At 72.4% G+C, this 21,150-nt stretch carries 20 protein-coding genes; 4 read left to right on the forward strand and 16 right to left on the reverse strand.

The features are described 5' to 3' along the window. Window positions 1–198: 198 nt before the first annotated feature. The 3 genes from ACZ5VD_RS10500 to ACZ5VD_RS10510 form a co-directional block, all read right to left on the reverse strand. Window positions 199–654 carry an RpiB/LacA/LacB family sugar-phosphate isomerase gene (locus ACZ5VD_RS10500; protein WP_468551842.1) on the reverse strand — a complete coding sequence of 152 codons (456 nt, stop codon included), beginning with the start codon at window positions 652–654 and terminating at the stop codon, window positions 199–201. A 66-nt stretch (window positions 655–720) separates the two neighbouring features. Beyond that, complete coding sequence (locus ACZ5VD_RS10505) at window positions 721–1,962, reverse strand: ROK family protein (protein WP_468681897.1); 1,242 nt, start codon at window positions 1,960–1,962, stop codon at window positions 721–723. A gap of 30 nt (window positions 1,963–1,992) precedes the next feature. Next, a complete protein-coding gene (locus ACZ5VD_RS10510; protein WP_468551840.1) occupies window positions 1,993–2,640 on the reverse strand; it encodes an alpha-ketoglutarate-dependent dioxygenase AlkB family protein in 648 nt (215 codons plus the stop codon). Window positions 2,641–2,706: 66 nt separating this feature from the next. Between ACZ5VD_RS10510 and ACZ5VD_RS10515 the strand changes: the two genes are divergently transcribed. Further along, window positions 2,707–3,840, forward strand: a complete 1,134-nt coding sequence (locus ACZ5VD_RS10515) for a methyltransferase (protein ID WP_468552010.1) — start codon at window positions 2,707–2,709, stop codon at window positions 3,838–3,840. Window positions 3,841–3,927: 87 nt separating this feature from the next. Here ACZ5VD_RS10515 and ACZ5VD_RS10520 read toward each other — a convergent pair whose 3' ends face one another. The 3 genes from ACZ5VD_RS10520 to ACZ5VD_RS10530 form a co-directional block, all read right to left on the reverse strand. Beyond that, window positions 3,928–4,092 (reverse strand): hypothetical protein, encoded by a 165-nt coding sequence (locus tag ACZ5VD_RS10520; protein WP_468681899.1) that lies wholly within the window; start codon window positions 4,090–4,092, stop codon window positions 3,928–3,930. 94 nt (window positions 4,093–4,186) lie between these two features. After that, on the reverse strand, window positions 4,187–5,071 hold the full coding sequence (locus ACZ5VD_RS10525; RefSeq protein WP_468681901.1) for a class II fructose-bisphosphate aldolase: 885 nt from the start codon (window positions 5,069–5,071) through the stop codon (window positions 4,187–4,189). Window positions 5,072–5,118: 47 nt separating this feature from the next. Continuing rightward, window positions 5,119–6,000: an SIS domain-containing protein gene (locus ACZ5VD_RS10530; protein ID WP_468681902.1), complete on the reverse strand. Its 882-nt coding sequence runs from the start codon at window positions 5,998–6,000 to the stop codon at window positions 5,119–5,121. Window positions 6,001–6,133: 133 nt separating this feature from the next. On the opposite strand from ACZ5VD_RS10530, the gene ACZ5VD_RS10535 reads away from it, so the two are divergent. Beyond that, window positions 6,134–6,913: a DeoR/GlpR family DNA-binding transcription regulator gene (locus tag ACZ5VD_RS10535; RefSeq protein ID WP_468551836.1), complete on the forward strand. Its 780-nt coding sequence runs from the start codon at window positions 6,134–6,136 to the stop codon at window positions 6,911–6,913. Between the two features lie 137 nt (window positions 6,914–7,050). Here the strand turns inward: ACZ5VD_RS10535 and ACZ5VD_RS10540 are convergent, their stop codons facing one another. Together ACZ5VD_RS10540 and ACZ5VD_RS10545 are read right to left on the reverse strand one after the other, a co-directional pair. Beyond that, complete coding sequence (locus tag ACZ5VD_RS10540) at window positions 7,051–8,226, reverse strand: GDSL-type esterase/lipase family protein (protein ID WP_468681904.1); 1,176 nt, start codon at window positions 8,224–8,226, stop codon at window positions 7,051–7,053. Between the two features lie 4 nt (window positions 8,227–8,230). Next, on the reverse strand, window positions 8,231–8,821 hold the full coding sequence (locus tag ACZ5VD_RS10545) for a TetR/AcrR family transcriptional regulator (RefSeq protein ID WP_468551834.1): 591 nt from the start codon (window positions 8,819–8,821) through the stop codon (window positions 8,231–8,233). A gap of 145 nt (window positions 8,822–8,966) precedes the next feature. Here ACZ5VD_RS10545 and ACZ5VD_RS10550 point away from each other — a divergent pair, with 145 nt between their 5' ends. Then, window positions 8,967–10,790, forward strand: coding sequence for a glycoside hydrolase family 15 protein (locus tag ACZ5VD_RS10550; protein ID WP_468551833.1), 1,824 nt, complete (start codon window positions 8,967–8,969; stop codon window positions 10,788–10,790). Between the two features lie 189 nt (window positions 10,791–10,979). Here ACZ5VD_RS10550 and ACZ5VD_RS10555 read toward each other — a convergent pair whose 3' ends face one another. Beyond that, complete coding sequence (locus tag ACZ5VD_RS10555; protein WP_468681906.1) at window positions 10,980–11,963, reverse strand: hypothetical protein; 984 nt, start codon at window positions 11,961–11,963, stop codon at window positions 10,980–10,982. 218 nt (window positions 11,964–12,181) lie between these two features. Here ACZ5VD_RS10555 and ACZ5VD_RS10560 point away from each other — a divergent pair, with 218 nt between their 5' ends. Further along, entirely contained in the window at window positions 12,182–14,443 is a 2,262-nt protein-coding gene (locus ACZ5VD_RS10560) for a heavy metal translocating P-type ATPase (protein WP_468681910.1), read from the forward strand. Between the two features lie 38 nt (window positions 14,444–14,481). Here the strand turns inward: ACZ5VD_RS10560 and ACZ5VD_RS10565 are convergent, their stop codons facing one another. From ACZ5VD_RS10565 to ACZ5VD_RS10595, 7 genes are all read right to left on the reverse strand, one after another. Further along, window positions 14,482–15,081, reverse strand: coding sequence for a hypothetical protein (locus ACZ5VD_RS10565; protein WP_468549617.1), 600 nt, complete (start codon window positions 15,079–15,081; stop codon window positions 14,482–14,484). 5 nt (window positions 15,082–15,086) lie between these two features. Further along, window positions 15,087–15,953: a carbohydrate ABC transporter permease gene (locus ACZ5VD_RS10570; protein ID WP_468549618.1), complete on the reverse strand. Its 867-nt coding sequence runs from the start codon at window positions 15,951–15,953 to the stop codon at window positions 15,087–15,089. Next, window positions 15,950–16,897 carry a carbohydrate ABC transporter permease gene (locus ACZ5VD_RS10575; RefSeq protein WP_468549619.1) on the reverse strand — a complete coding sequence of 316 codons (948 nt, stop codon included), beginning with the start codon at window positions 16,895–16,897 and terminating at the stop codon, window positions 15,950–15,952. Before ACZ5VD_RS10575 ends, ACZ5VD_RS10570 begins: the two co-directional genes overlap by 4 nt. Then, window positions 16,894–18,177, reverse strand: a complete 1,284-nt coding sequence (locus tag ACZ5VD_RS10580) for an ABC transporter substrate-binding protein (RefSeq protein ID WP_468549620.1) — start codon at window positions 18,175–18,177, stop codon at window positions 16,894–16,896. The genes ACZ5VD_RS10575 and ACZ5VD_RS10580 overlap by 4 nt, the downstream gene beginning before the upstream one ends. Window positions 18,178–18,287: 110 nt before the next feature. Beyond that, the gene (locus tag ACZ5VD_RS10585) at window positions 18,288–19,058 is read right to left on the reverse strand and encodes a cupin domain-containing protein (RefSeq protein WP_468681912.1); all 771 of its coding nucleotides are present in this window, start codon (window positions 19,056–19,058) and stop codon (window positions 18,288–18,290) included. After that, entirely contained in the window at window positions 19,052–19,978 is a 927-nt protein-coding gene (locus ACZ5VD_RS10590; RefSeq protein WP_468681914.1) for a DUF6807 domain-containing protein, read from the reverse strand. Before ACZ5VD_RS10590 ends, ACZ5VD_RS10585 begins: the two co-directional genes overlap by 7 nt. After that, a complete protein-coding gene (locus ACZ5VD_RS10595) occupies window positions 19,975–21,090 on the reverse strand; it encodes a Gfo/Idh/MocA family protein (RefSeq protein WP_468681917.1) in 1,116 nt (371 codons plus the stop codon). The genes ACZ5VD_RS10590 and ACZ5VD_RS10595 overlap by 4 nt, the downstream gene beginning before the upstream one ends. Window positions 21,091–21,150 lie beyond the last annotated feature (60 nt).

Genomic DNA, 21,150 nt, shown 5'->3' on the forward strand with positions numbered 1-21,150 from the left:
CCACGGGTGACCTCGCTCGGCGAACGCGTCGGCCTGGGCCGGCAGGGTGGCGACGAGGACACCGGCGGTGAACGGGTCGACGGGCAGCTCCCGTTCGCTCCTGAGGGACCGCACCCGGGCGTCGACGGACCACATGAGGGATCCGCCGATCTCGCTCATCGGGCGGGCTCGTCGACCTGTGGAGCCCGTGCCGTTGAGCTAGGGCGTGGTCCTGCCGACGTCGAGGTGGTCCAGGTGGGCGAGGTTCTCGCGGTCCTCGGTGTCCTCGCCGGCCGTGGCGGTGAACCAGGCGTCGAGGATCTCCCTGAGCAACGGCTCGGACGTCAGTCGCAGGCTCAGCGCCAGGACGTTGGCGTCGTTCCAGCGGCGGGCGCCGTCCGCCGTGTAGGCGTCCGTGCACAGGGCGGCGCGTACGCCGGGCACCTTGTTCGCGGCGATCGAGGCCCCGGTGCCGGTCCAGCAGCACACGACGGCCTGGTCCGCCGTCCCGGTGGCGACCGCGCGGGCGGCGGCCGAGGAGCAGGTGGCCCACCGGGGGTCGTCGCCGGGGCGCAGCGCGCCGTACGGCACCACCTCGTGGCCGCGTGCGCGCAGTTCCGTGACGAGGGTGTGCGCCACGGGTTCGTCCATGTCCGAGGAGACGGAGATCCGCATGACCCCGAGCCTACCCGCGGGGGCGTGCACGCCCCCGGCGCGCGCGTCGGGCAGGAGACGTGGGCGTCACTCGGCGAGCGCCCCCAGCGGGTCGTCCAGGACCGGCTGCCAGGCCAACTCGGCCGCGCCGACCAGGCTGTTGTGGTCGAGGGTGCAGGCCAGGATGGGCACGCCGCCGCTCTGTCCCCACAGGCTGCGGTCGGCGACGACCGCGCGCAGCCGGTCCGGGTCGGCGTCCAGCAGGGTGCGGTGCAGACCGCCGAGGATGATGCGGTCCGGGTTGAGGATGTTCACCAGGCCGGCGAGGCCGAGGCCGAGTCGGTCGATGAGCGCCTCGGTGGCGGTGCGGACGGCCGGGTCGTCGTAGTGGTCGCGGATCAGGTCGTGGGACTGCTGGAGCAGGGAGACCTCGGGGCCCGGGGCGCGGCCCGCCGCGGTGAGGAAGGCGAGCGGGTCGGCCTCGACGTCCAGGCAGCCGCGGCTGCCGCAGTGGCAGGGGCGGCCCTCGGGGTTCACGGTGAGGTGGCCGACTTCGAGCGCCAGACCCGAACTCCCGGTGTGCAGACGCCCGTCGAGCACCAGCGCGCCACCCACGCCCCGGTGTCCGGTGGCCACGCACAGCAGGTCCCGGGCGCCGCGGCCCGCGCCGTGCCGGTGTTCGGCGAGCGCGGCGAGGTTGACGTCGTTGCCCGCGAAGGCCGGGCCGGTGAGGCCGGCCGCGCGCACGCACTCGGCGAAGATGCGGCGCACCGGGGCGCCCACCGGCCACGCGAGGTGCAGCGGGTTGAGCGCGAGTCCGTCGGGCTCGGCGACCGCGGACGGAACGGCCAGCCCGGCACCCACACAGCGCCGCCCTGTCGCGCGCAGCAGGTCGGCGCCGGCCTCCACGACGGACCGCAGGACCTTGGCCGGATCGGCCTCCACGGTCTCGCAGCCGGGCGCGGTGGCGACGATACGGCCGCCCAGACCGACCAGCGCGGCCCGGAACCCGTCGGCGTGCACCTGCGCGGCCAGGACCACCGGGCCGTCCTCGGCGACCGCGAGCCGGTGCGAGGGCCGGCCCTGCGAGCCGGCCGCCGCGCCGGGCCGGGCGTCGACGCGGATCAGTCCGAGCGCCTCCAGCTCGGCGGCGACCGCTCCGGCGGTGGCTCGTGTGACACCGAGCTCGGCGGTCAGTACGGCGCGGGTCGGCGCGCGTCCGGTGTGCACGAGCTCCAACGCGGGCCCGAGCGCTCCGCGCCCCCGGTCCAACCGCGCCCTCGAGGTGGTTCCTTCCCCCGCCGTCCGGGGGTCCGCCTTGCCGCTCATGAGGGCGAGTCTCCCATGATCCGCTCGCCCTCAGGCCTCCAGACCGCTCACCCGGAGCGTGATGTTCAGCCGCCCGGTCAGACCCAACTCCGGGGGTGCGCTGCCCACGTGGATCCGGGGCACCCCGTGGTAGGCGAGCCGGGACGGGCCGCCGAACACGAACAGGTCGCCGCTGCGCAGTTCGACGTCCGTGTAGGGCCGGCTCCGGGTCTGGGGGTTCCCGAAGCGGAAGACGCAGCTGTCGCCGAGGCTCAGGGACACCACCGGCGCGTCCGACGTCTCGTCGCTGTCGCGGTGCATGCCCATACGGGCGTCACCGTCGTAGAAGTTGATCAGTGCGATGTCGTACGGCTCCGGTGCCGCGCCCAGGGCGTCCCGCACCGCGTCCCGGCCCAGCTCGCCCAGCCAGGCCGGGAACGGCTTCACCGGCGTGCCGTCGCCGTCGACGGCCGTGCGGGCGTAGGCGTACGGATGCCAGTGCCAGCCGAGACAGACCTGGCGGGCGGTCATCGTGCCGCCGCCGGGGGTGTGGACGGTGCGGAGGCCGGCCGGTGGGCGGGCCCACTGCCGGCAGGCCTCGATCAGCTCGCGCTGTCGGGCCGTCTCCAGCCAGTCCGGCACGTGCACCGCGCCGGGCGCGACCTCCGTGGGGGCCCTGGGGAACAGCTCGGCGTCCATGGGGCCATCCTGCCCGACAGCTCTGAGCTGCGGCTCGGTTAGCCTGGACGCACGATGACCGACCGTATGACGACTCCCTGGGGCGAGCTCGCGCTGTCCCGTTTCCCCGAGGACGCACGTGACGGGCTCCGCGCCTGGGACGCCTCCGACGACTATCTCCTCGCGCATCTCGCCGGTCAGGGCGTCCCGCTGTCCGGCACGGTCGTGGTGGTCGGTGATCGCTGGGGCGCGCTGTCCACGGCGCTCGCTGCGCACCGGCCGGTGCAGATCACCGACTCGTACCTGGCCCAGGAGGCCACCCGGGAGAACCTCGTGCGGGCCGGTGTCGAGACCGGCGCGGTGCGGCTGCTGACCACGCAGGATCCGCCGCCCGAGCGGGTGGACGTGCTGCTGGTGCGGGTGCCCAAGAGCCTGGCACTGCTGGAGGACCAGCTGCTGCGGCTGGCGCCCGCGGTGCACGCGGGCACGGTCGTCGTCGGCACCGGCATGGTGAAGGAGATCCACACCTCGACGCTGCGGCTGTTCGAGCGGATCCTCGGTCCGACCCGCACCTCGCTCGCGGAGAAGAAGGCCCGGCTGATCTTCTGCACGCCGCGACCGTCACCGGAACGGGCCGGCAATCCGTGGCCGTACCGCTATGACCTCCCCGACGGCATCGGTCCGGTGTCGGGCCGTACGGTCGTCAACCACGCGGGGGTCTTCTGCGCGGACCGGCTCGACATCGGCACCCGGTTCTTCCTGCGGCATCTGCCGGAGGGCGGCGGCGGTCGGCGGGTGGTGGACCTGGGGTGCGGGAACGGCGTCGTCGGTACGGCGATGGCGCTGGCCGACCCCGGGGCCGAGGTGCTGTTCGTGGACGAGTCGTTCCAGGCGGTGGCGTCGGCGGAGGCCACGTTCAAGGCGAACGGCGTGCCGGGGCATGCCGAGTTCCGGGTCGGGGACGGGCTGACGGGGGTGCCGGCCGGCAGTGTGGACCTGGTGCTGAACAACCCGCCGTTCCACTCCCACCAGGCGACGACGGACAGCACGGCGTGGCGCATGTTCACCGGGGCGCGGCGCGCGCTGCGGCCGGGCGGTGAGCTGTGGGTGGTCGGCAATCGCCATCTCGGGTACCACCAGAAGCTGCGCCGGCTGTTCGGCAACAGTGAACTGGTCGCCGGCGACCCGAAGTTCGTGGTCCTGAAGGCCGTCAAGCGGTAGCTCCCACCACCGAGGGGAGATTCAGGCGGTACGACTCCGGGGCGGGGCGGTCGGCGGCGCGCAGGTCGGCGCAGGTGCGGGAGTCGGTCAGGCGGGGTCGGTGACCGAGGCGGCGAGCGTGCGCCTGCGGCCGGTGGCCTCGAAGAAGCCGCGCCTGAGGGCGATGACGTCGGGGAGGCCGAGGGCGAACCGGTGCACTCTGCCGTTGTCGAGGCGCTCGAACCGGGTGTTGAGGCCGGTGCCGGTCTCCACGACGGTCCCGGCGGGGTGCCCGCTCAGGAAGTCGCGGACCCACCTGTCGAACTGGAACGTGCGCAGGTCGGCGCCGATCAGGCTCGCTGCCGGCTCAGCTTCCGGCTCGGTCTCCTGCGGGGCCTTCCGGTCGGCCGAGGACCTGGATGATCCCCGCGACCGCCCGCACCATCGCCTCCCGGCCGACGCTCAGGTATGTCCGTGAGTCGACGGCCTCGGGGTGGGCGGCGAGGAACTCACGGATCGCGCCCGTCATCGCGATGTTGAGGGCGGTGCCGACGTTGACCTTGGCGATACCGCCGGCGACGGCCCTGGCCAGCTCGTCGTCCGGCAGTCCGGAGGAGCCGTGCAGCACGAGCGGTACGTCCAGGGTGTCGGTGAGGCGTTCGAGGAGGGGGTGGTCGAGGGCGGCGGTGCGGGTGGTCATGGCGTGGGTGCTGCCGATCGCCACCGCGAGGGCGTCGACACCGGAGTCCGCCACGAAGGCGGCGGCCTCGGCGGGGTCGGTGCGAGCGCCGGGAGCGTGGGCGTCCAGCGGCGACTCGCCGTCCTTGCCGCCGATCCGCCCCAACTCGGCCTCGATCCATACCCCTTGGGCGTGTGCCCAGTCGGTGGCGGCTCGGGTCGCGGTGAGGTTCTCGGCGTAGGACAGCCGGGCCGCGTCGTACATGACGGAGCTGAAACCGGCGTCGGGTGCCTGGCGCAGCAGGTCGTCGCTCCGCACATGGTCCAGGTGCAACGCGACGGGCACGATGGCGCGTTCGGCGGCGGCCACGGCGGAGCGGGCGAGCGGGAGGAGCCGACCGTAGCGGAACCTGACGGCGTTCTCGCTGACTTGCAAAACGACAGGTGAACTCACCGACTCCGCACCGGCGATGACCGCCTCGACGTGTTCCAGGGTGATGATGTTGAAGGCGGCGACGGCCGAGCGGGTGGCGGCGGCGCGGGTGACGAGCTCACCGGTGGTGACGAGGGGCACGGGCTGTCTCCTTTCTCGGCGCGCGAGGCGGCACGTCGGTCGGCACGTCAGGGGGCGAGGATCACCGAGCGGGTGAGGTGACGCGGGCTGTCCGGGTCCAGACCGCGGGCCGCGGCGACGGCGACGGCGAGCCGCTGGGCCCGGACCAGCTCCGCGAGGGGGTCGAGAGCTCCCTCGACCCACAACCCGCCGGTGTCCCGGACCTGTCGGGCCAGGCCGTCCGGCGCCTCACCGAGCATCCAGGTGGCGGTGCCGCGGGTGGTGACGCTGATGGGGCCGTGCCGGTACTCCATCGCCGGGTACGCCTCGGTCCAGGCGAGGGACGCCTCGCGCATCTTCAGCCCGGCCTCGTTGGCCAGCCCGACCGTCCAGCCCCGGCCGAGGAACGTGAACTGTGCGCAGTCCACGAGCCCTTGGGGCAGGTCCGAGCCGAGTGCCGTGCGGGCGTCGGCGACGACGGCGTCGGAGTGCAGTCCGAGGTGGGCGCGGAGCAGGGTGAGCGCGGTGGTGGCGAACCGGGTCTGTACGACGGAGCGTTCGTCCGCGAAGTCGAGGACGACGAGGTCGTCGGCGGCGGTCATGACCGGGGTGGCGGGGTCGGCGGTGATCGCGGAGGTGCGGGTGCGCCCCTTCAACTCGCCGAGCAGCTCCAGTACTTCGGTGGTGGTGCCGGAGCGGGTGAGGGCGACGACCCGGTCGTAGGAGCGGCCGTGCGGGAACTCGGAGGCGGCGAAGGCGTCCGTCTCGCCCTGGCCCGAGCCCTCGCGCAGCGCCGCCGCGGCCTGCGCCATGAAGTAGGAGGTGCCGCAGCCGACGATGGCGACCCGCTCCCCCGCGGCCGGCAGCGCGTCGGCGTGCTCCGGCGCCCGGGCCGCCGCGCGGGTCCAGCACTCGGGCTGACTGGTCAGCTCGTCCTCGACATACGTCATGCCACGCCTCTTCCCCTGCGGTGACGTTTTGATTTTTCCTGCAAGATATAGCGAGTTTTAGAGCATAATCAAGCATTCAGGCGGCAGGCCCGGTGCGCTAGGGTCGCCGGGAGCTCTAGGAACGGAGGGTGCGATGTCGCGCGACGCCCGCTGGACGACGCTGCTCGAACTCCTCGTCGAGCGCGGCCGGTTGGACGTCGAGGAGGCCGCCGCCGAGCTGGCGGTCTCGTCCGCGACCGTCCGGCGCGACTTCGACCAGCTCGCCGAGCAGCAGATGCTGGTGCGCACCCGGGGCGGAGCGGTCGTGCACGGCGTGTCGTACGAGCTGCCGCTGCGCTACAAGACGGCCCGTCGCGCTTCCGAGAAGCAGCGCATCGCGAAGGCGGTGGCGGACCTCGTCGCCCCCGGCGAGGCGGTGGGACTGACCGGCGGGACGACCACGACCGAGGTGGCGCGGGCGCTGGCCGTGCGCGGCGACCTCTCGTCGGGTGCGCCCGCGCTGACCGTGGTCACGAACGCGCTGAACATCGCCAACGAGCTGGCCGTACGCCCCCAGTTCAAGATCGTGCTGACCGGCGGGGTCGCCCGCCCGCAGTCCTACGAGCTGGTCGGGCCGCTCGCGGACGGTGTGCTGAGCCAGATCACGGTGGACGTGGCGGTGCTGGGGGTCGTCGCCCTCGACGTCGTGCACGGCGCCGCCGCTCACGACGAGGCGGAGGCGGCGGTCAACCGGCTGCTCTGCGAGCGCGCCGAGCGCGTGATCGTCGCCGCGGACTCCAGCAAGCTGGGACAGCGGGCCTTCGCCCGGATCTGCGGCGCGGAGTCGGTGGACACACTGGTCACCGACACGGCGGCCGACGCGGACACGGTACGGCGGTTCGAGGAGGCGGGGATCAGGGTCGTCGCGGTCTAGGACCGGGCCAGGACCGGCACCGGGACCGGCACCAGAGGCGGGCGGCGGCCACAGCCTGCCGCCCGCGGTCCGCGACGGCCCCCTCGGCCGGGAAAACCCGGGCCGACGAGAGGACCCCGCCGACCGCGCCCGCCCCGTCAGACCGCGAACGCCCCCTCCGCCGCGAAGGCCAGTTCGGCGAAGCGTCCGCCGATGTGGCGGTGGGTGGCGGCGTCCGGGTGGAGGTTGTCGGGCAGTGGGAGGTCGGCGGAGTCCGCCTCGCCGTAGAGGTCGAGGCCGTCGAGGTAGAACAGGTGGGGGTCGTCGGCCGCCCGCTGCGCGACGATCCGGGCCAGCTCCGCCCGTATGACGGCGAGCGTGAGTTTCCCGCTCGCGCGCTCCGCCGGGTCACCCATGGCCAGGAACCGCAGCTGCCCGGTGGCGAGGCCGGAGAAGTCCGGGGCGCTGGGGCCGGGCGTGTCCTCGTGCATGGGGCAGAGGATCGGCGAGACGACCAGCAGCGGGGTGGTGGGGTGGCCCTCGCGGATGGTGTCGAGGAAGCCGTGCACGGCGGGGGTGAAGGCCCGCAGGCGCATCACGTCGAGATTGACCAGGTTGATGCCGATCTTGACGCTGATCAGGTCGGCGGGGGTGTCCCGCAGGGTGCGGGCGGTGAACGGGTCCAGCAGGGCGCTGCCGCCCAGGCCCAGGTTGATCAGCTCGACGCCGGCCCGGGAGGCGGCGAAGGCGGGCCAGATCGTGGTGGGGCCGGCGGCGTCGGAGCCGTGGCTGATCGAGCTGCCGTGGTGCAGCCACACCCTGCGCCCCGAATCCGGTGCGGGCTCGACGGGGGCGTCGGTGCGCAGGGCGACGAGTTCGGTGGTCTCGTTGTGCGGCAGCCAGATCTCGATGTCCTTGACGCCGTCGGGCAGGTCGGCGAAGCGGACCGTGCCGGGCTGCCCGGGCCGGCACTCGGTGGTCCCGGCGGTCATGTCGATGGTCAGGGTGGTGCCGCCCTTGATGGTCCCCTGTGCGGACAGCCGGCCGTCGACGAGCAGTTCGTACACGCCGTCCGGACGGAACGGGGCGCCCTTGTAGATCCGTTTGGTGGGGAGCGCGTCCAGTTCGACGGCCGTGGCGGCGGTACGGAAGGCCAGTCGTACGCCGGAGGGCTGGGACTCGGCCATGGCGAGTTGCCCGTCGGTGTTCTGGTCGCGGGCCCAGGCGGGCAGCCGGTGCGGCAGCACACCCTCCTCGGTTCGCTCCAGGTCGAGCGCTCCGCGCAGGAGGTCGGCGGTGACGGGCGTGGTGATCCAGTCGTTCATCGTGGGCATGTCCTCAGCCGGTCGGTTCCATGGGTGGCGGGGCGGGCCAGTTGCGCAGCAGGGCGTCCAGGGCGTCCAGGATGCGTTCCCAGCTCTCGTCCGAGTCGGGGGCGCTGTGGCTGAAGCCGCCGCCCGCTTCCAGGCTGACGTAGCCGTGGAAGACGCTGCCCAGCAGCCGGACGGCATGCGTCTGGTCGGGCTCCGCGAGGTCGTAGCCGCGGAGGATCGCCCGCATCATCTGGGCGTGCCGGACACCCGCACTGGCAGCAGCCGTCTCGGGGTCGAACCTCATCCGGGCGGCGGCGGAGCGGCCGGGGTGCTCCCCGCTGTAGTCGCGGTAGACGTTCGCCCAGGCGGTCAGGGCGTCCTTGCCGGCCCGCCCGGCCAGCGCGTCGGCGGCCCGGTCGGCGAGCTCTTCCAGGGCCGACAGGGCGATCCGGGTCTTCAGATCCTGGGAGCTCCTCACATGCGAGTACAGGCTCGCGACCTTGACGTCGAAGCGCCTGGCGAGCGCCGAGACGGTCACCTGGTCGAAGCCGACCTCGTCGGCCAGCTCCGCTCCCGCCCGCACCAGGCGTTCCGTGGTCAGTCCCACGCGTGCCATAACCCGCCCTTCGTCTACCTAAGCCCATAGTGCATCTTCCTAAAGTGTTTAGGCAAACGGGATCTCCGTTGCTCCGGCACCGGACCCCCCGCTCCCCCTAAGCTGAGGCTCGGTCTGAGCTGCGTGTCTGGCCCGGGAGGCTGCGATGGACGAAACACAGCGGGTGTCCGGGGCGCACTATCTGCCGATCGCCGAGCACGGCCTGATCGGGGATCTGCGCAGCGTGGCCCTGGTGGGGACCGACGGCACGATCGACTGGTACTGCTGCCCCTCCTTCGACGCCCCGAGCGTCTTCGCCTCGATCCTGGACGCCGAGAAGGGCGGCTGCTTCGAACTGGCGGCGACCGTGCCGGCCACCACCAAGCAGTTCTACTTCCCCGACACCAACGTGCTGATCACCCGGTTCTTCACCGAGGACGGCGTCGGCGAGGTGCAGGACTTCATGCCGGTCGACGGCGACGAGTCGGATTCGGAACGCCATCGGCTGATCCGGCGGGTGCTGTGCGTGCGCGGCTCCATCCCGTTCCGGGCCCGGGTGGCGCCCCGGTTCGACTACGGCGCCCGCCCGCACACGGTCCGGGTGGTGGGCGACGTCGCGGTGTTCGACTCCGCCGAGCTGTCGTTGGCGCTGACCGCGACCGTGCCGCTGGAGACCGACGGCCAGGACGCGCGGGCCGACTTCAAGCTCGCCGAGGGTGAGTCGGCGGTGTTCGCGCTGGACCAGGTGGGCGGCGAGGTGGCGCCGCGCCGGTGCCAACGGACCGAGGCCGAGGAGCAGTTCACCACCACGGTCGCGTACTGGCGGCACTGGCTGTCCGCGTCCAAGTACCGGGGCCGCTGGCGCGAGATGGTGCACCGCTCGGCCCTCACACTGAAGCTGCTCACCTACGCGCCGACCGGCGCGATCGTGGCCGCCCCGACGACGAGCCTGCCCGAACAGCTCGGCGGCGAGCGCAACTGGGACTACCGGTACGTGTGGGTGCGTGATGCCGCGTTCTGCGTGTACGCCCTGCTGCGGCTGGGCTTCACCGGCGAGGCCGAGGCGTTCATGAAGTTCGTGACCCGGCACATCAGTCCGGGTGACGGCAAGCCGTCGGGCCCCCTGCAGATCATGTACGGCATCGACGGCCGCACCGACCTGCCCGAGGTCGAACTCACCCACCTGGAGGGCCACCGGGGCTCCGCGCCGGTGAGGATCGGCAACGGCGCCGCCGAGCAGCTCCAACTCGACATCTACGGCGCGCTGATCGACTCGATCTACCTCTACGACAAGTGGGCCAAGCCCATCTCCAGCGACCAGTGGGACGACGTGTGCGCCCTGGTCGAGTGGGTGTGCGAGCACTGGGACCAGCCCGACGAGGGCATCTGGGAGACCCGGGGCGGCCGCAAGAACTTCCTGTACTCACGCCTGATGTGCTGGGTGGCGATCGAGCGGGCGATCCGCATGGCCAACCGCCGTGGACTGCCCGCCGACCTGCCCCGCTGGCTGGAGTGCCGCGACACGATCTACCGGCGGATCATGACGCGCGGCTGGTCCGAGTCCCGCCAGGCCTTCGTGCAGCACGAGGACGGCGATGTGCTCGACGCGGCCGTCCTGATGATGCCGCTCACCAAGTTCATCGCCCCGACCGACCCGAAGTGGCTCTCCACCCTGGACGCGCTCACCCACGACCTGGTCTCCGACTCCCTGGTCTACCGCTACGACCCGCAGGCCAGTCCCGACGGACTCCGCGGCGACGAGGGCACGTTCTCCATCTGCTCCTTCTGGTACGTCGAGGCCATGGTGCACGCCGGACGGATCGACGAGGCCCGGCTCGCCTTCGAGAAGATGCTCACCTACGCCAACCATCTGGGCCTGTACGCCGAGGAGATCAGCCACACGGGCGAGCAACAGGGCAATTTCCCCCAGGCGTTCACCCATCTCGCGCTGATCAGCGCCGCGTTCAACCTGGACCGTGCCCTCGGCTGAGCAGCCCAGGGCACGGCCGCTGGTGACACCGTCAGGACGAGGGGTCCCGCCGGCAGTCGAGGTGGTGCTCCGCGCCGAACTCCGTGCTCACCGTCGTCGTACGGCAGCGCCTGATCCCGGTGGTCCCCGAGGCGGCCGAGGTCGTCGACAGGGATGGCTTCCGCCGGCCCGCCCCGGAGGCGGCGGGTATCAGTGGCCGTGACCGTCCGAGCTCTCGTGGGTGTCCGGGGATGCCGGCGCGTCCGACGGCTCGCCGTCCGCCGCCGCCCCCGCCCGCATGGTGAACGCCGCGGTGTGGACCTCGCCGTCGTGCTTGAAGTCGAGGAAGAGGCGATAGGTGCCGCCGCTCGGCGCCGTGGCCGTGAAGGAGACGGCGGGGCCGGGATCGGTCGTGCCGTCGCCGGGCTTGCCGTTCGGGTGGACGTGCAGGTAGGCGAGGTCTCCGGAGCGCAGGGCGACGAGGTGGCCGTAGGCGCCGAGGTAGGGCTGGAGGTCGGTGACCGGCCTGCCGTCGCGGGAGACCTTCAGGGTGAGGTCGGCGGGCGTGCCCGGGCGCAGGGTGCCGGTCAGCCGGACCTCGTAGCCCTGGACCCGGGCGGTGGCGCTCGGCGCCGGAAGCCGCTGCGGCTCATAGGCGCCCGAGGCCGCGAGGTCCGCGCCGAGGGTGAGGTTCTCGGCGTTCTTCCTCGCCGGGGTGAAGTCGGCGAAGACGCGGTAGCCGCCCGCGCGGGGCAGGTCGACGGGGATGCTCCAGGTGCCGTCGGTGGCGCGGGAGGGATGCAGGTGGCGGTAGGTGACCAGATCGCGTGAGGCCACGATGAGGTGGAGTTCCTTGTCGTGTTCCCGCCGGTAGGTGGTGACCGCCCGGCCGCTGTCGTCCCGTATGACGAATCGCAGGTCGGCCGAGCGGCCGGCGGTGACGCGCGGGGTCCTGAGGTCGAGGGTGTAGCCCTTCTCGGAGATCTGCAGCCCGCCGGCCGGCTCCGACTCGTGTCCCGTGTGCCCGCCGCCTCCGTCCGGGGAGCGGGTCGACGGCGCCTCGCGGTGGCTTTCGTGGCGCGGGGGTGCGCTGTCCTCGACGACCGGGCCGAGACCCTTGCCGACGCCGTAGGCGGTGCCGAAGGTCGCGGCCAGCGCCGCGGCGAACGTGGTGATCTTCAGTCCGGCATGCATGGTCGGCTCCTGGGAGTCAGGGCCCCGGGCTTCGACGCGAGGCCTCGATACAGCTCACCATACCCCTGGGGGGTATCTCGTCAAGTGAGGGCGCCGAGCCTTCGAAAGACTTGCCCCACATACCCTGTAGGGGTATACAGGGAAGGTATTGCACGATACCCCCACCCCGTATCCATGTCGACCGTGGGTCCACGGCGGGGACGACCCGAGGAGCGGCGATGGCCACCACCACGACCGGCGCGGACGCCGAGACGGAACTCGTCGTCGGCGGCATGACCTGCGCCTCGTGCGCGGCGCGCATCGAGAAGAAGCTCAACCGGATGGACGGCGTGACGGCCACCGTCAACTACGCCACCGAGAAGGCGCGGGTCACGCACACCGGTGACGTCTCCGTGCGGGACCTGATCACCACCGTCGAGAAGACCGGGTACACGGCACGGGAGCCGGAACCACCCGCGCCGCCGAGCGGCGACGCCACCCCGACGGACGACGCACTCCGGTCACTGCGCGAACAGCTGGTCACAGCCGTCGTGCTGGGCCTGCCCGTCGTCGCGATGGCCATGATCCCGGCCCTGCAGTTCGCGTACTGGCAGTGGCTGTCGCTGACACTGGCGGCGCCCGTGGTGACCTACGCCGGATGGCCCTTCCACAAGGCCGCGTTCACCAACGCCCGGCACGGCGCGGCCACGATGGACACGCTGATCTCGGTCGGTACGGCCGCCGCGTTCGGCTGGTCGGTGTGGGCGCTGTTCCTCGGGACCGCGGGCACGCCCGGCATGACCCACCCCTTCGAGCTGACCGTCGCCCGCGGGGACGGGAGCGGCAACCTCTATCTGGAGGCCGCCGCGGGGGTCACCGCCTTCGTGCTGGCCGGGCGGTACTTCGAGGTCCGCTCCAAGCGCAAGGCCGGCGCGGCCCTGAAGGCGCTGCTGGAACTGGGCGCGAAGGACGTGACGGTCCTCAAGGCCGACGGCGACGAACGCACCCTGCCGGCGGCCGAGTTGAAGGTCGGCGACCGCTTCCTGGTCCGTCCCGGCGAGAAGATCGCCACCGACGGCCTCGTCGTCGAGGGCTCCTCCGCGGTGGACGCCTCGATGCTGACCGGTGAGTCCGTGCCCGTGGAGGTGGGGATCGGTGATCCGGTCACCGGCGCCACGGTCAACGCGGGCGGCCGGCTCGTCGTCGAGGCGACCCGGGTCGGCGCCGACACCCGGCTGGCCCGGATGGCGAAGCTGGTGGAGGACGCCCAGAACGGCAAGGCCGCGGCGCAGCGGCTCGCCGACCGGATCTCCGGGGTCTTCGTGCCGGTCGTGATCGCCCTCGCGCTGGGCACCCTCGGGTTCTGGCTGGGCAACGGCGCCGGGGCGGCGGAGGCCTTCACCGCCGCGGTCGCCGTACTGATCATCGCCTGCCCGTGCGCCCTGGGCCTCGCCACGCCGACCGCGCTGCTGGTCGGCACCGGGCGCGGCGCCCAGCTCGGCATCCTCATCAAGGGCCCCGAGGTCCTGGAGTCCACCCGCCGCGTCGACACCGTCGTCCTGGACAAGACCGGCACCGTCACCACCGGTCGCATGACCCTGACGGCCGTGCACCCGGCCGACGGCACCGTGGAGACCGACGTCCTGCGGCTGGCAGGGGCGTTGGAGCACGCCTCCGAGCACCCGATCGCACGGGCCGTGGCCGAGGGGGCCCTGGAGAAGCTCGGCTCACTGCCCGCTCCGGACGACTTCGCGAACGTGCCCGGCCTCGGGGTGCGGGGTGTCGTCGAGGGCCACGCGGTCCTCGTCGGACGTGAACGGCTGCTCGCCGACCGGGCCCTGGAACTGCCGCGGGAGCTGCGGCGGGTCAAGGAGGAGGCCGAGGCGGCCGGGCGTACGGCCATCGCCGTGGCCTGGGACGGCCGGGCGCGGGCGGTCCTGGAGGTCGCCGACGCGGTCAAGGAGACCAGCGCCGAGGCGATCACGCGCCTGCGCGCCCTCGGTCTGACGCCGATCCTGCTGACCGGCGACAACCGGGCGGTCGCGGAGTCCGTCGCCCGTGAGGTCGGCATCGCACCCGAGGACGTCGTCGCCGAGGTGCTGCCCGAGGAGAAGGCCGACGTCGTCAAGCGCCTTCAGCAGGAAGGCCGTTCGGTCGCGATGGTCGGCGACGGCGTCAACGACGCCGCCGCCCTGGCCCGGGCGGACCTGGGGCTGGCCATGGGCACGGGCACGGACGCCGCGATCGAGGCGGGCGACCTGACCCTGGTCCGGGGCGACCTGCGCGCCGCGGCCGACGCCGTCCGGCTCGCCCGCCGGACCCTCCGCACGATCCGCGCCAACCTGTTCTGGGCGTTCGCCTACAACGTGGCAGCCCTGCCGCTCGCCGCGGCCGGACTGCTCAACCCGATGCTCGCCGGGGCCGCCATGGCCTTCTCCTCCGTGTTCGTCGTCGGCAACTCGCTGCGGCTGCGCTCGTTCCGGGCACTGACGGACCACTAGGGCAGGCCGGTCCGTTCACCCCCGGACCGGCCGGCCCCTCACCCCCCGGACCGGCCCGTCCGTCGGACGTCCACCGCGGTGAGCGCCAACGCCAGCGGCCCCGGCGCCAGCAGTGCGAGCGGCAGCATCATCCACGCGCACAGCACCGCCGTGGCCACCGCGAGCAGCACCAGGCCGGATCCGCCCGCGTCGCCCGCTGCGTCCCGCGCGGCGGCACGCAGCGCCGCCGGCCAGTCGGTGAGCGACTCGGGGCGCGCGCAGGCCCGCAGGCCCACCACAAGGGCGAGGGCCCCGATCGCGGCGGCGATCACCGCGAACAACGGCGCCCCCGGCAGCCCCGCCCGGGCCAGCGCGAGGTCCGCGGCGCACAGCAGCGCACCCGCCAGGGCGAGGGCCCCGGCCGCCAGGTCGCCGGCCCGCAGCCGCCGTCGCAGCACCGCGACGTACCGCCCGGCGGTGCCCGGTCGGCCCTCGCCCGTGCCGCGCAGCACCGCGCACGCGCTCGACAGTGCGGCCGGGGCGGTGATCAGCGGCAGACAGGTCACCGCCGTGGCGAGCCCAACACTCAGCACGTCGGCGAAGAGGGTCATCCGGGGTCCGAAGAGCTCACCCGGCTCACGTGCCGGTGTGTCACCCATCCCGCTCACCCCTTGAGTCCGGAGCTGGCCATGCCCTCCACCAGGAAGCGCTGGAAGGCGAGGAAGAACAGCACGATCGGCAGCAGCGCGATCACCGACATCGCGAACATCGGGCCGAACGACGACTGGCTGGAGGCGTCCACGAAGGACCGCAGAGCGAGCGTGAGCGTGAACTTGTCCGGGTCGAAGAGGTAGATGAGCTGGGTGAAGAAGTCGTTCCAGGTCCAGATGAAGGTGAAGATCGCCGTAGTGATCAGCGCGGGCCTGATGAGCGGCAGCACGATCAGGAAGAAGCTGCGGAAGGGGCCGCAGCCGTCGATACGGGCCGCCTCCTCCAGTTCGCGCGGCAGTCCGCGCATGAACTGCACGATGAGGAAGACGAAGAAGGCCTCGGTGGCGAGGAACTTCGGCAGGATCAGCGGCCAGTAGGTGTTCACCAGGCCCAACTGGTTGAAGATGATGTACTGCGGGATCAGCACCGCGTGGTGCGGCAGCATGATCGTCGCGATCATGAAGGCGAACAGCGGGCCGCGGAAGCGGAAGCGCAGCCGCGCGAAGGCGTAGGCGGCGAGCGAGCAGCTGATGACGTTGCCCAGGACCGCGCCGCCCGCGATCAGCAGCGAGTTGGACAGCAGCCGCCAGATGGACACGTCGTTCACGCCGTCCATGGCGGTCCGGTAGTTCGACCATTCCAGGTGGCGGGGCAGCAGGTCGAGACTGGCGATGACCTCGTCGGCCGGCTTGAGCGAGGTGGCGAGCAGCCAGGCCAGCGGGTAGAGCATGACCAGCAGGGCGGCCAGACAGCCGAGGTGGAGAGCGACCCGGCCCCACCGAACGGGCTTGCGCGAAGCGGAGGTCGGGACGACGGTCATCGGACTCCCCCATCGGTGTCGGACGCGTAGAAGACCCAGGAGCGCGAGGTCCGGAACAGCACCGCCGTGACGACGCCGATCACCAGGAGCAGCACCCAGGCCATCGCGGAGGCGTATCCCATGTGGGAGGCGACGAAGCCGCGGTCGTAGAGGTACATCGTGTAGACGAGGGTCGAGTCGGCGGGGCCGCCCTTGCCCGCGCTGACCGCGAAGGCGGGCGTGAACACCTGGAAGGCCTGGATGGTCTGGAGCACCAGGTTGAAGAAGAGCACCGGGGACAGCATCGGCACGGTGACGGACAGGAACTGCCGCCACCTTCCGGCGCCGTCCACGGCCGCCGCCTCGTACAGCTCGGCGGGTATCTGCTGGAGTCCGGCGAGGAAGATGACCATCGGTGCGCCGAACTGCCAGACCGTCAGCAGGGCCACCGCCAGGAGCGCCCAGCCGGGCTTGTTCACCCAGCCGCCGGTCCCGAGCAGGTTGTCCACCGTGCCGCCGTCGTTGAAGACGGCTCGCCAGACCAGGGCGACGGACATGGAGGCGCCGAGCAGCGAGGGCGCGTAGAACGCGGAGCGGTAGAAGGCCTTGCCGCGCCTCATGGGCTTCAGGGCGAGTGCGACGACGAGGGCGAGCGCGAGTTGCAGGGGGACGGCGATGACGACGTAGGTGAGCGTCGTCACCACCGAACGCCAGTAGCGGGGGTCCTCGGTGAACATCTGCGTGTAGTTGCGCAGGCCGATCCAGCGCGGTGGGTCGAAGAGGTTGTAGTCCGTGAACGACAGGTACAGCGACACGGCCATCGGCAGCAGGGTCAGGACGCTCGCGCCGAGCACCCAGGGTGACAGGAACACCCAGGCGGCGCCCTGGCGTTCGCGCCGGGGGCGGCGCCCGGGGGCGGCGGTCCTGGCCCGCTTCGCCTCCGTGGGGATCGCGGTGGTGGTCATGACCTCAGCTCCGCCTTCGCCTCGGTGACGTAGTTCTCGGCCGCCTCGCGGGGCGACATGCGCGCGTACGACACCTGGTCGTAGTCGCGTTGGAAGGTGGTCTGCAGGGCGTTGTCGCCGGAGGGCGGCGCCTGGGGTGGGTCCTTGAGGGTGCCTTCGAGGGACGACTGGAAGTCGGCGACGGTCTTGTCGAAGTCCTTGAGCCGGGACGCCGTCCGCTCGCGGACGGTCTCGTTGACGGGGATGCCCCGGGTGGCGCCGAGGATGTTCGCGGCGTCCCCGTCGTTGAGGAGGAAGTCGACCAACTGCGCGGACTCCTTGGGGTGTCCGGTGTTGGCCGACACCCCGAGGAACATCGACGGCTTGAAGTACTGGCCGGGTGTGCCGTCCTCGCCGGAGGGCATCGGCGCGAGCGCGATGCCGCTCGGCACGAGGGCGAGGTAACCGCTGGACGGGGCGTCCCAGTTGGCGTCGGAGATCGCCTTGCCGCGCCCCAGCGGGGTGTTCTCGACGGACCCGTCGAGCTGGGTGGTCTGTTCGGCGGGCGAGACCGCGCCCTCGCGCCGGAGCCGGTCCGTGAAGGTCCACCACTCGGTGAGGTCGTCGACCCCGAAGCCGAGAGTGCCGCCCTTCGTGTACAGGGACTTGCCCTGGCCCCGCAGCCAGACCTCGAAGGCGTCCTCGCTCTGTCCCGGGTCGGTGGCGCCTGGCCTGCCGGTCCTCTCCGCCAGCGCGCGTACGGCGTCGGCCCAGTCGTCCCAGGTCCAGCCCCGGCGGGGCAGCGGCACCCCGGCGTCCCGCCATGCCTTGACGTCGTAGACGACGGTCTCGGTGCCGCGGCCCTGCGGGACGGCGTACTGCGTGCCGTCGACCCGGCCGGTGGCCAGCAGGCCCCGGTCGATCTCGGTGGTGTGCAGGACGGACTTCTGCCGTCCCAGATCGAGCAGCACGCCACCGGAGGCGTACTGGTCGATCTGGCGGTAGTCCAGTTGCATCACGTCGGGTGCGTCGCCGCCCGTGGCCTGGACGGCGAGTTTCTGTTTGTAGGCGTCGTAACCCGAGAACGACGTCTGTACCCGCACGTTCGGATGGCGCTTCTCGAACAGGGCGACGGCCTGTTCGGTGCGCTCCGCGCGGTCGGGGTTGCCCCACCATGTGTAGCGCAGCACGACCGTGCCGCCGCCGACCGACTCCCCGGATCCTCCGCAGCCTGCCAGTACCGCGCAGAGCGCGAGTGCGGCGGCCGATGCGCAGAACCCCTTTGTCCTGTGTCCGGGCATGCCGAGGTCACCTCTCTTCTCCTCGGGTCCTACTTGACGTCCCCCCTGAGAACTCCCCCTGATGTCAACCCTGTTGCTCGCCCTGCTCCTTTGCCCCGCGGTGCGCTCCGCTACTCGCCCCGGTAGGGCAGCGTCGTCCCCGGGAGCGTGTACTCGTCCCGTCGGCCGCACATCCCGAAGCCGCCGATCCGGGTGGGCGCGGCCTCGTACGCGGTCGCCCCGGCGAGGTAGGCCGGTTCGCCGTCGGCCAGCGCGTCCAGTTGGGCGCCGGTGCGTTCGGCGGTGGCCAGGGCGCCGGCCCGCCACAGTTCCCGCCAGGCCGGCACCTTGGTGCTCACCAGCCGGGCGGCGGCGTGCTGGAACGCGACGTAGGGGCCGCTGTCCCCGGCGACCAGGGCCTCGCGCAGCACGAGATAGCCCTCGACGGCGAGGTCCCTGCGGCGCCGCGCGGCAGCCGCCGTCTCCGGTCCCGTGCCGGGCGGCAGGGTGGCCGCCGCCGCGTAGCTGTCGGGGTCGGCGAGGATCTCGGCCGGGAAGGTGAAGACGGCGTCCCCGGCCTCGGGCAGGCCGCTGTTCTGCATCAGCACGGTGATCCGCAGATCGCCGCCCTGCACCATGCGGTGCACGGTGCCCGGCGTGAACCAGGCGACCGAACCCGGCTCCAGGGGGATGTCCCGGTAGCCGTCGGGGCTGAGCGTCTGCACCGCGCCCCGGCCGCCGGTGACGACGTACGCCTCGGTGCACACCAGGTGCAGATGCGGGCTGCCGCCGCACACGCCGTCGGCGGCCTCCCAGTCGTAGGCGCTGAGGTGGGAGAGGCCGACGGCTCCGGGCAGCGGGTGCGGGAGGCCGCTCTTGGCCAGCGCGGGCTCGCTCACCATGTCAGCCCCTCCAGGTGGCGCTCCACCCGCTCCCCGTCCCAGGCTCCGTCCGCGACGACCAGTCGGTAGCGGTACGCGAAGGACTCGCCCGGCGGAAGCTCGAACTCCTCGAAGAACGCCCAGGAGAAGGCGACGGTCGGGAACGGTTCGGAGCGCACGAACCAGTGCGACTCGTGGACGGCACCGTTCGCGTCCAGGTTCTCGGGCGCGTGCGCGAAGACGAGGGTGGAGTGGCCGTCGACGTCGTCGTGCTCGGTGGTGAAGCCGAGCCAGGGGCTCTGCGAGCCCATCAGCTTGTCGGCGTCGGTGTCGGCGCCCGGGGCGAAGACGGTGCCGCCGGTGAAGTCGCGCGGGCCGCGCCACTGCAGGCCGGTGTAGCCGGCCATCTCGCGGCCCGCGGTGGTCGGCGAGCCGAAGGTGAGGGGTTCGTCGCGGAGGTTGGTGAGGCGGATCGACCAGTCGAGCGTCCAGGCGCCGGCCTCCCGGTCGACCGAGTGGACGGCCAGACCGCGCTCCTCGCGCGCCCATTCCGCGCCGCCGTTCTCCACCCAGGTGAGCTGCTCGGCGAAGTCCAGCCGGTCCTCGTCGACGGTGAACGCGGAGAAGCCGTCGTGCCGCATCGATCCGACGCGCTCGGGCAGGGGCAGGTAACCCTCGCCGTGCACATAGCAGTTGCCGCCCCAGAAGTTCTGGCCGGACAGGTGACTCGCCGTCATCTGCAGGCCCTTGTGCCAGCGGTGGTCGTTGGGGCGGTACCCCGTGACCGTCCGTCCGGCGAGCGTGCGTACCGGGTGGGCGTAGGGCTTGCGGGACTCGAAGGGATCGGGGTCGGGGCGGTAGACGTACCGGAGGATCTCCGTGCCGTCCGCCGCCTCGACCGCGATGTGCTCGCCGTGGACGTGGCTGACGCGGATGCTCATGCGCGCTCCTTGGGGGCCCAGTGGGGGTGGTCTCCGTGCATGGCCGGGTAGAACGGGTCACCGGGCGCGATCTCGCCCGCTTGCACCGGGGCGCCGGTGAACGCGGCCTTGTAGAGCGCGGCGGCGAACTCAAGGGTGGCGCGGGCCTCCGAACCGCTGTTGGGCGGCCTGACACCGTTGTCGTAGGCGTCGAGGAGGGCTCCGAGCTGTGCCGTGTGGGAGCTGGGGACGTCCGAGGCGGGGGTGCGCCAGGCTTCGACGCGCTCGGCGGCCACGTGCGGGGCCGGGGTGTACACCCAGTTCTCGTTGCCGTGTCCGTACAGGTGGGTGAGTTCGACCGTCGCGTCCGCGCAGTCGACGCGGATACGGCTCACCTCGTCCGGGGAGAGCACACTGTTGACGACGGTGGCCAGGGCGCCGTTCTCGAACCGGACGAGGGCCGTGGAGACGTCCTCGCTCTCGGTGTCGTGGACCAGCCGCGCCGCCATGGCCCGGATCTCCGCCCACGGGCCGAGCAGGTCCAGCAGCAGGTCGTACTGGTGGATGCCGTGCCCCATGGTCGGGCCGCCGCCCTCGGTGGCCCACTTCCCGCGCCACGGCACGGCGTAGTAGGCGGCGTCGCGGTGCCAGGTGGTCTGGCAGTGCGCGACCCGCGGGGCGCCCAGCTCACCGCTGGTGATCAGTTCGCGGGCGTGTACGGCTCCGGAGCCGTAGCGGTGCTGGAAGACGACGGACGCGTACGCCCCCGAGGCCTCCTCGGCCGCCGCGATCTCGTCGTACTCGGCGAGGGAGAGCGTCAGCGGCTTCTCGCACAGCACCCAGGCGCCCGCCTTCAGCGCCGCGATCGTCTGCTCCCGGTGGAGCGACGGCGGCGTGCCGATGAGCACCAGGTCGGGGCGTACGGCGTCCAGCATCGCCTCCGTCGAGGTGTACCCGGCGACCTCCTCGCCCGCGAGCTCCCGGAAGGCGCCGAGCCTGGCCGGGTCCACGTCGACCGCGGCGACCAGGTCGACCCGGTCGGCGTGGGCTCTGAGGGCGGGCAGATGGCTGCCGCTGACGATGGCACCGGTCCCGACGACGGCGACGCGACGACGGGCTGGGAGCGGGGGCATGCGGGTACTCCTCGGACGGCTTTGCGGGACAGCTTGCGGACGCACATAGAAAGCGCTTGC

Source organism: Streptomyces sp. NPDC032822 (genome assembly GCF_055578825.1).

Bases quoted from the DNA above. Each gene is read 5' to 3' on its own strand.
- ACZ5VD_RS10580 (WP_468549620.1), bottom strand. From the start codon at position 18,177: ATGCCCGGACACAGGACAAAGGGGTTCTGCGCATCGGCCGCCGCACTC.
- ACZ5VD_RS10515 (WP_468552010.1), top strand. From the start codon at position 2,707: ATGACGACTCCCTGGGGCGAGCTCGCGCTGTCCCGTTTCCCCGAGGAC.
- ACZ5VD_RS10585 (WP_468681912.1), bottom strand. From the start codon at position 19,058: ATGGTGAGCGAGCCCGCGCTGGCCAAGAGCGGCCTCCCGCACCCGCTG.
- ACZ5VD_RS10510 (WP_468551840.1), bottom strand. From the start codon at position 2,640: ATGGACGCCGAGCTGTTCCCCAGGGCCCCCACGGAGGTCGCGCCCGGC.
- ACZ5VD_RS10535 (WP_468551836.1), top strand. From the start codon at position 6,134: ATGTCGCGCGACGCCCGCTGGACGACGCTGCTCGAACTCCTCGTCGAG.
- ACZ5VD_RS10540 (WP_468681904.1), bottom strand. From the start codon at position 8,226: ATGCCCACGATGAACGACTGGATCACCACGCCCGTCACCGCCGACCTC.
- ACZ5VD_RS10575 (WP_468549619.1), bottom strand. From the start codon at position 16,897: ATGACCACCACCGCGATCCCCACGGAGGCGAAGCGGGCCAGGACCGCC.
- ACZ5VD_RS10530 (WP_468681902.1), bottom strand. From the start codon at position 6,000: ATGACGTATGTCGAGGACGAGCTGACCAGTCAGCCCGAGTGCTGGACC.
- ACZ5VD_RS10505 (WP_468681897.1), bottom strand. From the start codon at position 1,962: ATGAGCGGCAAGGCGGACCCCCGGACGGCGGGGGAAGGAACCACCTCG.
- ACZ5VD_RS10590 (WP_468681914.1), bottom strand. From the start codon at position 19,978: ATGAGCATCCGCGTCAGCCACGTCCACGGCGAGCACATCGCGGTCGAG.
- ACZ5VD_RS10560 (WP_468681910.1), top strand. From the start codon at position 12,182: ATGGCCACCACCACGACCGGCGCGGACGCCGAGACGGAACTCGTCGTC.
- ACZ5VD_RS10550 (WP_468551833.1), top strand. From the start codon at position 8,967: ATGGACGAAACACAGCGGGTGTCCGGGGCGCACTATCTGCCGATCGCC.
- ACZ5VD_RS10500 (WP_468551842.1), bottom strand. From the start codon at position 654: ATGCGGATCTCCGTCTCCTCGGACATGGACGAACCCGTGGCGCACACC.
- ACZ5VD_RS10545 (WP_468551834.1), bottom strand. From the start codon at position 8,821: ATGGCACGCGTGGGACTGACCACGGAACGCCTGGTGCGGGCGGGAGCG.
- ACZ5VD_RS10555 (WP_468681906.1), bottom strand. From the start codon at position 11,963: ATGCATGCCGGACTGAAGATCACCACGTTCGCCGCGGCGCTGGCCGCG.
- ACZ5VD_RS10570 (WP_468549618.1), bottom strand. From the start codon at position 15,953: ATGACCGTCGTCCCGACCTCCGCTTCGCGCAAGCCCGTTCGGTGGGGC.
- ACZ5VD_RS10595 (WP_468681917.1), bottom strand. From the start codon at position 21,090: ATGCCCCCGCTCCCAGCCCGTCGTCGCGTCGCCGTCGTCGGGACCGGT.
- ACZ5VD_RS10565 (WP_468549617.1), bottom strand. From the start codon at position 15,081: ATGGGTGACACACCGGCACGTGAGCCGGGTGAGCTCTTCGGACCCCGG.